Genomic DNA, 13040 nt, shown 5'->3' on the forward strand with positions numbered 1-13040 from the left:
CATCATCCCGGCTAGGGTCCGGCCATGGTCCGGGAGCCCACGGCGTCGTCGCCGTCCGTCGCCTCCGCCGGACGGCTGCCCGCGTCGGTGCGGCGCGGCTACGGGCTCGGCTCGGTGGCCACGGGGTCGTTCGGAACCGTGCCGGGGCTGCTCCTGCTGCCGTACCTCACCGACCGGCTGGGGGTCGCCGCCGGGGTCGCGGGGCTCGTGGTCTTCCTCCCGAAGGCCTGGGACGTCCTGCTCAACCCGGTGGCCGGCCGGATCAGCGACCGGTCCGAGAACCCCGCCGGACGCCGGCGCCCGTTCCTCCTCCGGGCGGGGCTCGCCCTCGCGGTGGCGTTCGCGCTCATGTTCGCCGGGCCCACCGCACCCACCGCCCTCGCGACCACGTGGGTCGTCGTCCTCTTCCTCGCCTGCGCCACGGCCTACGCGTTCTTCCAGGTGCCGTACGTCGCGATGCCGGCCGAGATGACGGCCGACTACCACGAGCGCACCCGGCTGATGACGTGGCGCGTCGCCGTCCTCGCCCTGGCCATCCTCGTCTCGGGCGGGGTGTCGCCGCTCGTGCGCGACGCGCTGGGGCCGGAGTGGGGGTACCGCGGGGTCGGCGTGTTCGTCGGCGTGCTCGTCCTCGTCGGCGCGGTCGGCGCCTGGCGCGGCACCCGGGACGCCCCGGTCGCCCGCGGCGCCACGGCGGGCGGCAGCCTGCGCGAGCAGCTCGCCGTCGTCGTCGCGGCGCCGTCCTTCCGCACCCTGCTGGCGGTGTACGTGCTCCAGGCCCTCGCGACCGGCACGATGCTCGCCGGCGTCGACTACGTGGCGCGGGTGCTCCTCGGCAGCCAGGGCGCCTCGACCGTCCTGTTCGTCTGCTTCGTCGGGCCGGCGCTCCTCGTCACACCGCTCTGGCAGCGGCTCGGCGAGGCTCGCGGCAAGCGGGCGGGCTACGTCGCGGGGTCGGTCGTCCTCGGCGCCGGGGCGCTCGCGACGCTGGCCGCCGTCCGGTACGGCGTGGTGGCCACGGCGGCGACGGTCGCGGTCGTGGGCGTCGGCTACGCCGCGTGCCAGATGTTCCCGCTGGCGATGCTGCCCGACGTCGCGGCCGCGGACACCGCCCGGACCGGCGAGGACCGGGCCGGCACGTACACGGGGGTGTGGACCGCCGGGGAGACGCTCGGTCTGGCCCTCGGTCCCCTCCTCTACGCGGGGGTCCTCGCGGTCGGTGGCTACGTGTCGTCCACGGATGCCTCCGTGGTGCAGCCGGACACGGCCCGCACGGCCATCGCGCTCGGCTTCACGCTGCTCCCGGCGCTGCTCGTGGCCCTCTCGCTCGCCGCCCTGCGGCGCTACCGCCTCGAGGAGGCTCATCGATGACCGACCCCGTCCCCGCCGGACCCTCCCCGGACGAGGTGCTCGCCGAGCTCCGGGCCCTGCAGGCCGCCGACCTGCCCACCCACGGCGGCCGCACACTGGCGTACGTCTACGACTCGGGTCTCGCCGAGGCCGACGCCCTCGGACGGGAGGCGCTCGCGCTCTTCGCGTCGTCGAACGGCCTGGACCCCACCGCGTTCCCGTCGCTGCTGCGGATGGAGAACGACCTCGTGGCGCTCGCCGCGGGGCTGCTCGACGGCCCGGCCGGGGCCGTCGGGTCGGTGACCTCGGGTGGGACGGAGTCCATCCTGCTGGCCGTCCTCGCGGCCCGGAAGGGCGCCTCGCACGTCGACCACCCGAGCATGGTGCTGCCGTCCTCGGCGCACGCCGCCTTCCACAAGGCCGCGGCCTACCTCGGCGTCCGGCCGGTCGTGGTCGACGTCGACCCGGGCACGCTCCGCGCGGACCCGCGGGCCATGGCCTCGGCCGTCGACCAGACGACGGTGCTCGTCGTCGCGTCGGCCCCGTCCTACGCGCACGGGGTGGTCGACCCCGTCGCCGACATCGCGGCGCTCGCGGCGGCCCGCGGCGTCCGCTGCCACGTCGACGCCTGCATCGGCGGGTGGGTCCTGCCGTTCCTCGGCGACGTCCCGCCGTGGACCTTCGCCGTGGACGGCGTGACGAGCATCAGCGTCGACCTCCACAAGTACGCGTACACCCCGAAGGGCGTCTCGCTCCTGCTGCACCGCGACACCGGGCTGCGTCGTGGGCACCTGTTCGCCTCCGCGGCCTGGCCGGGCTACACGATGCTCAACAGCACGATGCAGTCGACGAGGTCGGGCGGGCCGCTGGCGGCCGCCTGGGCGGTCAGCCGCCATCTCGGTACCGCCGGCTACGCGCGGCTCGCCGCCCGGGCACGTACCGCGACCCTCGAGGTCACCGGGGCGGTGCGCGAGCTCGAGGGCCTGCGCGTCGTCGCCGAGCCCGACTCGACCCTGCTCGCGCTCGCCACCGACGGCAGCTGCGACGTCTTCACCATCGCCGACGAGATGCTCGCCCGCGGCTGGTACGTACAGCCGCAGATGGCCTTCGGGGACGTCCCGCCCACCCTGCACCTCACGTTCTCGGCGGCCACCGCAGCGTCCGTCCCGGAGCTCGTCGAGGCGCTGCGCGACGCGACGGCCGCGGCCCGGGCCGCCGGTCCCGCCCGGGTGGACCCAGGCCTCGCGGGGACGCTCGGCGGTCTCGACGCGGCCACGCTCGACGACGCCGCGTTCGCGGGCCTGCTCGGCGCGGCGGGGCTCGCCGGCGAGGACGGCGGCCTCGCCCTGCCGGAGCGGATGGCCCCGGTCAACGCGCTCCTCGACGCCTGCCCGGCAGAGCTCCGCGAGGAACTGCTCGTCGGTGTCCTCGACCGCCTCTCCCGCCCGACGGGCACCGCGACATCCGGCCGGGCGCCCGAGGCCTGAGCCGCTGGACGTGCCGCCGGGGGGCCGGGCGACCGGTTGCCGCCCGGCGCCCGGGCGTGTTGGCTGGTCCTCCAGGCACCGACGCCCGGAAGGACCGCCGATGGACCCCGCGCCCGACCCGTCCCTGTCGCACACCATCGGCCCCACCGAGCCGCCGCTGCTCGAGCAGACCATCGGCGACGCCCTCGACGCCACGGTGGCCGCGCACCCCGGCCGGGACGCCCTCGTCGACCGCGCGTCCGGCCTCCGGCTCACCTACGCCGAGCTCGGTTCCCGGGTCGACGACCTCGCCCGGGCGCTCGTCGCATCGGGGCTCGAGAAGGGCGACCGGGTCGGCATCTGGGCGCCGAACTGTGCGGAGTGGGTGCTCGTCCAGCTCGCCACCGCGAAGCTCGGTGCCGTCCTCGTCACCGTCAACCCGGCCTACCGCACGCACGAGCTCACCTTCGTGCTGCGTCAGGCGGGGGTCCGCGCCCTCGTCACGGCAGCGTCGTTCAGGTCGTCCGACCACGTCGCCATGGTCGAGCAGGCCCGCCCCGAGTGCCCCGCGCTCGAGCGGGTCGTCGTCCTCGGGCAGGAGTCGTGGGACGCACTCCTGGCGCGCGCCGACGAGGTGAGCCCGGAGCGGCTCGCGATGCTCCAGGGCGGGCTCGACCCGCACGAGCCGGTCAACATCCAGTACACCTCGGGCACGACCGGGTTCCCCAAGGGCGCGACCCTCTCGCACCACAACATCCTCAACAACGGCTACCTCGTCGGAGAGATGTGCCGCTACACGGAGGAGGACCGGATCTGCATCCCGGTGCCCTTCTACCACTGCTTCGGGATGGTCATGGGCAACCTCGCGGCGGTCACGCACGGGGCGTGCATGGTCGTCCCGGCGCCCGGGTTCGACCCCGCGCTGACCCTCGCCGCGGTCGCCGAGGAGCGCTGTACGTCGCTCTACGGCGTGCCGACGATGTTCATCGCCGAATGGGCGCTGCCGGACTTCGGCTCCTACGACATCTCCTCGGTGCGTACGGGGATCATGGCCGGCTCGCCCTGCCCGGCGTCGATGATGACCCGGCTCATCGAGTCCGGGATCGAGGAGATGACGATCGCCTACGGGATGACCGAGACCTCCCCGGTGTCGACGCAGAACCGCACCGACGACAGCTTCGAGCAGAAGGTCGAGACCGTCGGGTCGGTGCATCCGCACCTCGAGGTGAAGATCGTCGACCCCGCCACCGGCGAGACCGTGCCGCGTGGCGAGCCCGGCGAGCTCTGCACGGCGGGCTACTCGGTGATGCTCGGCTACTGGGAGGAGCCGGAGAAGACCGCCGAGGTGCTCGTCGACGGGTGGATGCGGACCGGCGACCTCGCCGTCATGGACGACGCCGGGTTCGTCCGGGTCACGGGCCGGATCAAGGACATGGTCATCCGCGGCGGGGAGAACGTCTACCCGCGCGAGGTCGAGGAGTTCCTCCACACCCACCCGGACGTCCAGGACGTGCAGGTCATCGGCGTGCCCGACCCGAAGTACGGGGAGGAGCTCATGGCCTGGGTGCGGATGAACGACGGGGCCGAGCCCCTGACCGTCGAGGCCGTCCGGGAGTTCTGCAGCGGCCGGCTGGCGCACTACAAGGTGCCCCGCTACGTCAAGGTCGTCGGCGAGTTCCCCATGACGGTGACCGGCAAGGTGCGCAAGGTGGAGATGCGCGAGAAGAGCGTCCGGGAGCTGGGCCTCTGACCTGCGTGGAGAGCCTCCCAGCGCGGGGCCTGCTCCGACGGTAGGTTGTCCGCCGACGCCTCGGGCGCGCGTCACCCTGAGAGGAAGGCCCCATGGAGACCGACAAGCTGCTGCTGATCCTTCTCGTGCTCGTGCTGGCCGTGCTCGCGGTGTCGCTCATCGTGCGTCGCTCGTCGGCACGGAAGGAGGAGGCGCACGCCCATGCCGAGGAGCTCCGCGCCGACGCCGCGCAGGCGGCGGTCGTGGCCGAGGGACAGCAGCAGTTCGCCCAGCAGGCCGAGGAGCGCGCGGCCGTGGCGCAGGCGGAGGCCGGTGACGCCGCGGAGCACGCGGACCGCCTCGCCGCCGAGGCCACCGAGCAGCGCGTGCTGGCCGACGAGGCCCGCGCCGAGCACGACCAGATCCTGCAGCGGGCGGACGAGGTCGACCCCTACGTCGACACCCCGCCCGACGCCCACACCGAGGAGCCTGTCGCCGAGGAGCCGACCGTCGAGAAGTCCGTCCCCACGGAGCCCACCCCCGACCCGACGGCCGAGGGGGCATCGGCCGAGGGGCGGATGCCGGAGGAGCCCGCGGTCGGAGAGGCTGTCGCGGAGCCGGCGGACGAGGAGCCCGTGGAGGAGCGGATGGTCGACGAGGGGACGCCCGAGCAGCCCGTCGAGGAGCACGTGGACCCGGACGACGAACGGGAGGGTGGGTCGGCCGCCCCCGTGGCCGGGGCTGCGGTCGCCGGTGGTGCTGCGGCCGCCGTTGCTGCCGCGTCGGACGAGCGTGCCCGCAGCGACGAGGAACGTGCGCGGAGCCTCTTCGAGCCGCACGAGCCCGACGACGACGGCGGCGAGCGCTTCTTCCACCCGCCGCCCCCGCTCGAGGACGACGACGAGGAGGAGGTCGCGGTCGAGGACGAGGTGGACGACACCCCGGCCGCGGCCGAGACGCCGGTCGACGAGCCTCCTGTCGGCGCGGCCGAGGATCCTTCTGACGACGAGGAGCCTGTCGAGGAGGAGCTCGCCGAGGTCGAGGACGCCACCGAGCGGACCCCCGCGCTCGTCCCCGTGGTGGGGCCCGCCGCGGCCGCCTACCCGGACAGGGACACCGGCACCGGCACAGACACCGACGAGGATGCCCCCGAGGTCGAGGACGCGATCCAGCAGACCCCCGCTCTCGCCCCCGTCGTGGGGACGCCCGCGGCCGTCGGCACGGACGAGGACACGGCCGAGGTCGAGGACGCTACCGAGCAGACCCCCGCTCTCGCCCCCGTCGTGGGGACGCCCGCGGCCGTCGGCACGGACGAGGACGCCGAGGTCGAGGAGCCCGAGGAGACGACCACGGCCGTCGCCCCGGACAGCGACACCGACGAGGACGATGAGGAGGACGAGGACGAGTACTGGGACGACGACTTCCCCATCGTCCTCGTGCTCGACGACGACGACCCGCCGCCCGGGAGTGGGGACGGTCCGCCGCTCACCCGGGCCGAGGCCCGCCGGCGTCGCGAGGACGCCGAGCGCGCCGCCTGGACGGCGGAGGACGAGACCGAGGACCCGGAGGCCGAGGAGGACACGGCGGCGGAGGACGCCGGCGAGCCGGGCGTCGCGGAGGAGCGCAGTGCCCGGATCGCCGCGGCCGAGGAGTACCGCGACGACCCCGACGCGGCGTGGGAGGAGACGGCGGACACCCGCCGCGGAGACACCTGGTGGTCCTCGGACCAGGCGTCGGACGCTTCGCACGGCCGCACGGCCGCCGGTGCGGCCGGCGGTTCGGCAGGAGCAGGGGTGTCGGCAGCCGCAGGAGCGGGTACTGACGACCCCATGACGACGGACCCCGAGGACGACGCCGCGGACGACGCCCGCACCCCTGCCCCCGAATGGGGCGGCCCGAGGTCCGAGGAACCGGCCGCCGACGTCGCCGCCGGTGAGGACGAGTCCGAGGTCGACGACGAGGACGAGGACGAGGACGGCCGCGCGGCGGATGCCGCGGTTGCGGAGGACGAGAAGGCGAAAGACTCCGACGAGCCTGACGAGGCCGAGGGTCCCGTCGAGCCGGCTGCGGCCGGGCCGAGCGGCGCCGCTGCCTCCGCGGACACCGACGGCGAGACCGAGGTGGACGACGAGACCGACACCGACGACGCGCCCGACGAGGACACGACGGCACCGGCCGGCGGGGACGACGCCGACGACGAGACCGAGGCGGACGAGCCGTCCGAGGACGCTGACGAGGAGCGCGACTGGGCTGCGGACGAGGACGCGCTGCTCGCGGAGAACGCCGACCGCGCCGACCGCCTGGCCGAGGACCGTGCCCAGATGCGCGAGGAGGCCGTGCAGGCCGGGATGCCGGCCGAGCAGGTTCCCGGGTACGACCTGGACGAGGCCGACGAAGGCACGACCGACGAGGCTGTGGACGACGAGACCGACGCCGCGGACGACGAGGTCGACACCCCCACCGAGCCGACGGCCCCGACGGCAGAGTCCGGTGCGGACACCGCAGACCAGACCGACGAGGACGAGGACGACGCGACGGCCGAGACCCCCGTCTCCGAGGACGCGGACGACGCCGCGGCCTCCGAGGACCAGCCTGTCTCCGAGGACGAGCCCGCACCGGGTTCCGACGAGGAGCTCGCGGATCGCCGGGTGTCGGAGTTCGACGAGATCCGGGACGGTGGCTTCGGGATCGGGTCGGCGGCGACGATCGACGACGGTGCCCAGCCGCTCGACCATCCCGTCCAGGCCTACCGGGACACGATGACCTTCCGCGTCCCCGGCGACCCGGGCTACGACTCGGCCGACCCCGACGTCTGGTTCTACGACGCCGGGGCCGCCGAGCGGGCGGGCTTCCGTCACTCCGACGGCTGACGCACCGGCGGCCGGTCAGGTCGTGAGCCAGCCCTTGGCGCGGTCCACGGCGTGCGCCCAGTGCGCGCGCTCGTGCTCGCGCGCCGACTCGTCCATCCGTGGCTCCCAGCTCGACGCCCGCCGCCAGAGCCGCCGCAGCGCGTCGAGGTCCGGCCACACCCCGGCGCTCAGCCCGGCGGCGTAGGCCGCCCCGACGGACACGGTCTCGGAGAACAGCGGGCGCTCGACGGTCACGTCCAGGACGTCGGCGACGGTCTGCATCAGCAGGTGGTTCGTCGTCATCCCGCCGTCGACCCGTAGCGTGTCCGGCCGGGTGCCGGACGTCTGCTCGACGGCGTCGACGACCTCGGCCGTCTGCCACGCCGTCGCCTCGAGCACCCCGCGCGCCAGATGCCCCCGCGACACGTACGACGTCAGCCCGACGATCACCCCACGGGCGTCGGCGTCCCACTGCGGCGCGTACAGGCCGGAGAAGGCGGGGACGACGTAGCAGCCGCCGTTGTCCTCGACGGTCGCGGCGAGCGTCTCGATGCGCGGGGCGGTCTCGACGAGGCCGATGTTGTCGCGGCACCACTGGACGAGAGAGCCGCTGACCGCCATGGACCCCTCGAGCGCGAACACCGGCTGCTCCCCGGGGAGGACGTAGGCGACCGTCGCGAGCAGACCGGTCGTGGACCGTGGCCGGGTGGTGCCCGTGTTGACGAGGAGGAACGCCCCGGTCCCGTAGGTGCACTTGCTCTGTCCCTCGTCGAAGCACGTCTGGCCGAAGAGCGCGGCCTGCTGGTCCCCCATCGTGGCGGCGATCGGCACTCCCGGCAGCACGTCGTCGCAGACGGCGTACGTCTCGGCGGTGGAGCGGATCTCGGGCAGCAGGGCCTCCGGCACCCCGAAGACGGACAGCAGCCGCGAGTCCCAGGCGAGGGTCTCGATGTTCATCAGGTTCGTCCGGCTCGCGTTCGTCACGTCCGTCACGTGCACGCCGCCGCCGAGGTTCCAGACGAGCCAGGTCTCCATCGTCCCGAACGCCACCTCGCCCGCCCGGGCCCGCTTCTCCAGGTCGGGGACGGTGTCGAGCAGCCAGCGCAGCCGGGAGGCCGCGAAGTACGTCGCGGGCGGGATGCCCGACAGCTCGAGCACCGTCGCGCCGTGGCCTGCGGCGACGACGTCGTCGACGACCCCGCTGGCCCGGGTGTCCTCCCAGGTGATGACGGGCGACAGCGGCCGGCCCGTCCGTCGGTCCCAGACGAGGCAGGACTCCCGCTGGTTCGCGATGCCGAGGGCGATGACGTCGGCCGGCGTGGCCCCGGCGTCGGACAGGGCCTGCGGCACGACCCGCCGCACGTTGCCCCAGATCTCGCTCGCGTCGTGCTCGGACCAGCCGGGCTGCGGGTGACGGTGCGAGTGCTCGCGCTGGGCGAGGCTGACGAGCCGGCCGGCCTCGTCGAACAGCAGGCATCGCGTCGACCCGGTGCCCTGGTCGATGGCCGCCACGTACCCGGCGCCGCTCACGGGAGCATCGCCATCGCCCGGGAGACGAAGCCGGCCGCCCGGACCAGGCAGGTCAGCACCTCCTTCGCGGCGTCGCCCCGCTCCAGCACCTCGTCCCGGGAACCGAGGGTCGCGAGGGCGGCGACGAGGTCGCCGAGGGCGTCCCGGACCGGGACCGCGATGGCGGTGATGTCGGGGAAGTACTCGCCGGACTCCACGGCGTAGCCGTCCCGGAGGATGCGGGTGGACTCCGCGGCGAGGTCGTCGTGGGAGGACAGGGTGAAGCGGGTGAACGTCTCGAGCCGGTCGGGCAGGACGGGCCGGCCGGGACGGGCGTGGGCGAGCAGCACCTTGCCGAGCGCGGTGGCGTGCAGCGGCAGCCCCTCGCCGACCCGGAGCCGCTGCGGGCTGTTGTCCGGCCGGTAGACGTGTTGGACGATGACGGCCTCGTCCCGGTCGGGCCACGCGAGCTGCACCTCGAGACCGGTCTCGGCCGCGAGCCGGTCCATCCACGGCGTGGCGGCACTGCGCAGGTCGGCGGGGTCGACGGAGCGTGCGAGCCCGTCGAGCCGGTGCGACACCCGGTAGCGGCTGGTCGACCGGTCCTGCTCGACCCATCCGGCCGAGCGCAGCGTCGCGAGCAGGCCGTGGACCGTGCTCTTGGGCAGCTCGACCGCTGCGGAGATCTCGACGAGGTCGAGGGGGCGCCCGGCACCGGCGAGCAGCGTCACGAGCGACGCTGCCCGCAGGACGGACTGGACCGGCCGGGTCACCGACGGCAGGGCCCGGTCACGACAGTGCCCGTTCGACGGCGCGCCGGCGGATGTCGGGGGCGACGAGGCGCTCGGCGTTGGCCTCCCGGTCCTCGGTGGCGCGCTGGGACTCGCGCTCGGCGTCCACCCTGGCCCGGTAGGCCCCGACCTCGTCGCGGGCGCGGGCCTCGTCCCAGCCGAGCACCGGCCCGACGATCGCCGCGACCTCCGGTGCGCACACGGTGCCCCGGTCGCGGGTCTCGATGGAGATGCGGGTGCGCCGGGCGAGGACGTCGTCGAGGTGCAGCGCACCCTCGTGCGTCACGGCGTGGAGCACCTCGACCCGCAGGTACTCCGGAGCCCCCTCGAGGGGCGCCCAGAGGTCGGGGTCGCCGGCGGCGACGTCGAAGAGCTCGGAGATGAGGGAACCATATCGACCGAGCAGGTGCTCGATGCGCCACACGGGCAGCCCGGTGTCCCGGGCGATCTGCACCGTACGGTGCACGAGAGCCGGGTAGCCCTCCGCGCCGAGCAGCGGGATGCGGTCGGTGACGCTGTCCGGGAGGGTGCCGGGCAGATCGGCCCCGGCGGCGTCGACGGCGTCCGCGGCCATCACCCGGTAGGTCGTGTACTTCCCTCCGGCGATCGTCACCAGACCCGGCTGCGGCCGGGCGACGGCGTGCTCGCGCGACAGCTGGGAGGTGGAGTCGCTCTCGCCCGCGAGCAGCGGCCGCAGCCCTGCGTAGACGCCCTCGATGTCGTCGTGGGTGAGCGGGGAGACGAGCACGGTGTTGACGTGCTCGAGGATGTAGTCGATGTCGGTCCGGCTGGCGGCGGGGTGGGCCTTGTCGAGGTCCCAGTCGGTGTCCGTCGTGCCGATGACCCAGTGCGTGCCCCACGGGATGACGAAGAGCACCGAGGTCTCGGTGCGCAGGATGATGCCGGTCTCGGCGTCGATCCGGTGTCGCGGGACGACCACGTGGACTCCCTTGGAGGCGCGGACGTGGAACCGGCCCCGGGACCCGGCGAGGGCCTGGACGTCGTCGGTCCACACCCCGGTGGCGTTGACGACGACGCTCGTGCGCACCTGCCCCTCCGCCCCGGTCTCGGCGTCGAGCAGCCGGGCGCCGACGACCCGTTCGCCCACCCTTTCCAGGCCCGTCACCTGCACCGAGGTGAGCACGGTCGCCCCGTAGGCGGCCGCGGTGCGGGCCAGGGTCATCGTGTGCCGGGCGTCGTCGGCCCGGGCGTCGTAGTAGCGCAGTGCCCCGATGCAGGCGTCCTCGCGGAGCCCCGGGGCGAGCTTGCGCACCCGTCTCCGGCTCAGCTGCTCGTGGCCGGGCACCGAGCGGGCGCCGCCCATCCGGTCGTAGAGCGTCAGCCCGGCCGTGACGTACGGCCGCTCCCACACCCGGTGGGTCAGCGGGTAGAGGAACGACACCGGCTTGACGAGGTGCGGTGCGAGTCGGGTCAGCATGAGCTCGCGCTCCCGCAGGGCCTCGCGCACGAGCGGGAAGTCCAGCTGCTCGAGGTAGCGCAGCCCGCCGTGGAACAGCTTCGAGGAGCGCGACGACGTGCCGGAGGCGAGGTCGGACTGTTCGACGAGGGCGACGCGCAGGCCGCGGGTCACGGCGTCGAGCGCGACCCCCGAGCCGGTGACCCCGCCACCGACGACGAGGACGTCGACCTCGGCGCCGTCCAGGGCGGTCCAGGCCTCCCGGCGGGCCTCGGGGGAGAGCGGTCGGTGGTCGGTCATCGTGCTCCTCGTCGGTGTGGGACGGGTGGTGCCGCGCCGGGGCCGGGCCCCGGGCCCCGACGCGGTGTCAGTCGACGTCGTCGTCGACCCAGTCGAGGGTCTTGGTGACGGCCTTCTTCCAGTTGCGGTACAGGCGCTCGCGCTCGGCCTCGTCCAGCTGCGGCGTCCAGCGCTTGTCCTCGCCCCAGTTCGCGGTGATCTCGTCGGTCGAGGACCAGTAGCCGACCGCGAGCCCTGCGGCGTACGCCGCACCGAGCGCGGTCGTCTCGGCCACCTTCGGCCGGACGACGTCGACGCCGAGGATGTCGGCCTGGAACTGCATGAGCGTCTCGTTGACGACCATGCCGCCGTCGACCTTGAGCTCGCTGAGCGTCACCCCGGAGTCGGCGTCCATCGCGTCGAGCACCTCCCGGGTCTGGAAGGCGGTCGACTCCAGCACGGCGCGGGCGATGTGCCCCTTGTTGACGTACCGGGTGAGGCCCACGAGCGCGCCGCGTGCGTCCGGGCGCCAGTGTGGCGCGAACAGTCCGGAGAACGCCGGGACGAAGTAGGCGCCGCCGTTGTCGTCGACGCTCGTCGCGAGGTCCTCGATCTCCGGGGCGCTCGAGATCATCCCGAGGTTGTCGCGCATCCACTGCACGAGCGACCCGGTGACGGCGATGGAGCCCTCGAGCGCGTACACGGTGTCGGCGTCCCCGAGCTTGTAGCAGACCGTCGTCAGCAGGCCGTTCTCGCTCGGCACCTGCTCGGTTCCCGTGTTGAGCAGCATGAAGTTGCCGGTGCCGTAGGTGTTCTTCGCCATGCCCTTCTCGAGGCACGCCTGGCCGAAGGTCGCGGCCTGCTGGTCGCCGAGGATGCCCGCCACCGGGGTGCCCTTGAGGACGCCCGGACGGCACTCGCCGTAGACCTCGGAGGAGGAGCGGATCTCGGGGAGCATCGACATCGGGATGCCCATGTCGGCGGCGATGCTCTCGTCCCAGGAGAGCGAGGAGAGGTCCATGAGCATCGTCCGGGACGCGTTCGTCACGTCGGTCACGTGGACGCCGTCGTTCTCGGCGCCGCCGGTGAGGTTCCACAGCACCCAGGTGTCGGTGTTGCCGAACAGGAGGTCGCCGGCCTCGGCCTTCTCGCGGGCACCCTCGACGTTGTCGAGGATCCACCGCACCTTCGGCCCCGAGAAGTAGGTGGCGAGCGGCAGGCCGCAGACGTCCTTGTACCGGTCGACGCCCGCGTCCCCGGCGAGCTCGTCGACGATCTTCTGGGTGCGGGTGTCCTGCCAGACGATGGCGTTGTACACCGGCTGGCCGTTCGTGCGGTCCCAGACGATCGCGGTCTCGCGCTGGTTGGTGATGCCGACCGCCTCGATGTCGTCGGCGTCGAGGTTGGCCTTCGACAGCGCGCCGCCGATGACCTTGCGGGTATTGTCCCAGATCTCGATGCCGTCGTGCTCGACCCAGCCGGCCCTGGGGAAGATCTGCTCGTGCTCGACCTGGTCGCTCGCGACGATCGACCCGGTGTGGTCGAAGACGATCGCCCGGCTCGACGTCGTGCCTTGGTCGATGGCCAGGATGTACGTGCTGTCACTCATGACTGCTCCTTCGCAGAGGTGCTCGGGGGGACGACGGACGG

Annotated in this window: 8 protein-coding genes; 4 read left to right on the top strand and 4 right to left on the bottom strand. The window is 73.8% G+C overall.

Annotation, left to right across the window (positions count from 1 at the left end; genetic code table 11):
• Nucleotides 1–24 precede the first annotated feature (24 nt).
• The 4 genes from JQN72_RS01965 (at nucleotide 25) to JQN72_RS01980 (ending at nucleotide 7415) form a co-directional block, all read left to right on the top strand.
• Nucleotides 25–1371: an MFS transporter gene (locus JQN72_RS01965; RefSeq protein WP_204133484.1), complete on the top strand. Its 1347-nt coding sequence runs from the start codon at nucleotides 25–27 to the stop codon at nucleotides 1369–1371.
• Nucleotides 1368–2837: an aminotransferase class V-fold PLP-dependent enzyme gene (locus JQN72_RS01970; RefSeq protein ID WP_204133485.1), complete on the top strand. Its 1470-nt coding sequence runs from the start codon at nucleotides 1368–1370 to the stop codon at nucleotides 2835–2837. Before JQN72_RS01965 ends, JQN72_RS01970 begins: the two co-directional genes overlap by 4 nt.
• Nucleotides 2838–2937: 100 nt before the next feature.
• Nucleotides 2938–4566: an AMP-binding protein gene (locus JQN72_RS01975; protein ID WP_204133486.1), complete on the top strand. Its 1629-nt coding sequence runs from the start codon at nucleotides 2938–2940 to the stop codon at nucleotides 4564–4566.
• Between the two features lie 92 nt (nucleotides 4567–4658).
• Nucleotides 4659–7415 (top strand): hypothetical protein, encoded by a 2757-nt coding sequence (locus JQN72_RS01980; RefSeq protein WP_204133487.1) that lies wholly within the window; start codon nucleotides 4659–4661, stop codon nucleotides 7413–7415.
• Nucleotides 7416–7430: 15 nt separating this feature from the next.
• Here JQN72_RS01980 and glpK (JQN72_RS01985) read toward each other — a convergent pair whose 3' ends face one another.
• The 4 genes from glpK (JQN72_RS01985) to glpK (JQN72_RS02000) form a co-directional block, all read right to left on the bottom strand.
• Nucleotides 7431–8924, bottom strand: coding sequence for a glycerol kinase GlpK (glpK, locus tag JQN72_RS01985; RefSeq protein ID WP_204133488.1), 1494 nt, complete (start codon nucleotides 8922–8924; stop codon nucleotides 7431–7433).
• Entirely contained in the window at nucleotides 8921–9676 is a 756-nt protein-coding gene (locus JQN72_RS01990; RefSeq protein ID WP_204133489.1) for an IclR family transcriptional regulator, read from the bottom strand. Before JQN72_RS01990 ends, glpK (JQN72_RS01985) begins: the two co-directional genes overlap by 4 nt.
• 16 nt (nucleotides 9677–9692) lie before the next feature.
• Nucleotides 9693–11411 (bottom strand): glycerol-3-phosphate dehydrogenase/oxidase, encoded by a 1719-nt coding sequence (locus JQN72_RS01995; protein ID WP_204133490.1) that lies wholly within the window; start codon nucleotides 11409–11411, stop codon nucleotides 9693–9695.
• A 67-nt stretch (nucleotides 11412–11478) separates the two neighbouring features.
• A complete protein-coding gene (glpK, locus tag JQN72_RS02000; RefSeq protein WP_204133491.1) occupies nucleotides 11479–12999 on the bottom strand; it encodes a glycerol kinase GlpK in 1521 nt (506 codons plus the stop codon).
• Between the last annotated feature and the right edge of the window lie 41 nt (nucleotides 13000–13040).

The organism is Phycicoccus sp. CSK15P-2 (assembly GCF_016888005.1).
Lineage (GTDB): Bacteria > Actinomycetota > Actinomycetes > Actinomycetales > Dermatophilaceae > Phycicoccus.

Coding starts and splice junctions, on each gene's coding strand:
- JQN72_RS01995 (WP_204133490.1), bottom strand. CDS start 11,411: ATGACCGACCACCGACCGCTCTCCCCCGAGGCCCGCCGGGAGGCCTGG.
- JQN72_RS01975 (WP_204133486.1), top strand. CDS start 2,938: ATGGACCCCGCGCCCGACCCGTCCCTGTCGCACACCATCGGCCCCACC.
- JQN72_RS01965 (WP_204133484.1), top strand. CDS start 25: ATGGTCCGGGAGCCCACGGCGTCGTCGCCGTCCGTCGCCTCCGCCGGA.
- JQN72_RS01980 (WP_204133487.1), top strand. CDS start 4,659: ATGGAGACCGACAAGCTGCTGCTGATCCTTCTCGTGCTCGTGCTGGCC.
- JQN72_RS01970 (WP_204133485.1), top strand. CDS start 1,368: ATGACCGACCCCGTCCCCGCCGGACCCTCCCCGGACGAGGTGCTCGCC.
- glpK (WP_204133491.1), bottom strand. CDS start 12,999: ATGAGTGACAGCACGTACATCCTGGCCATCGACCAAGGCACGACGTCG.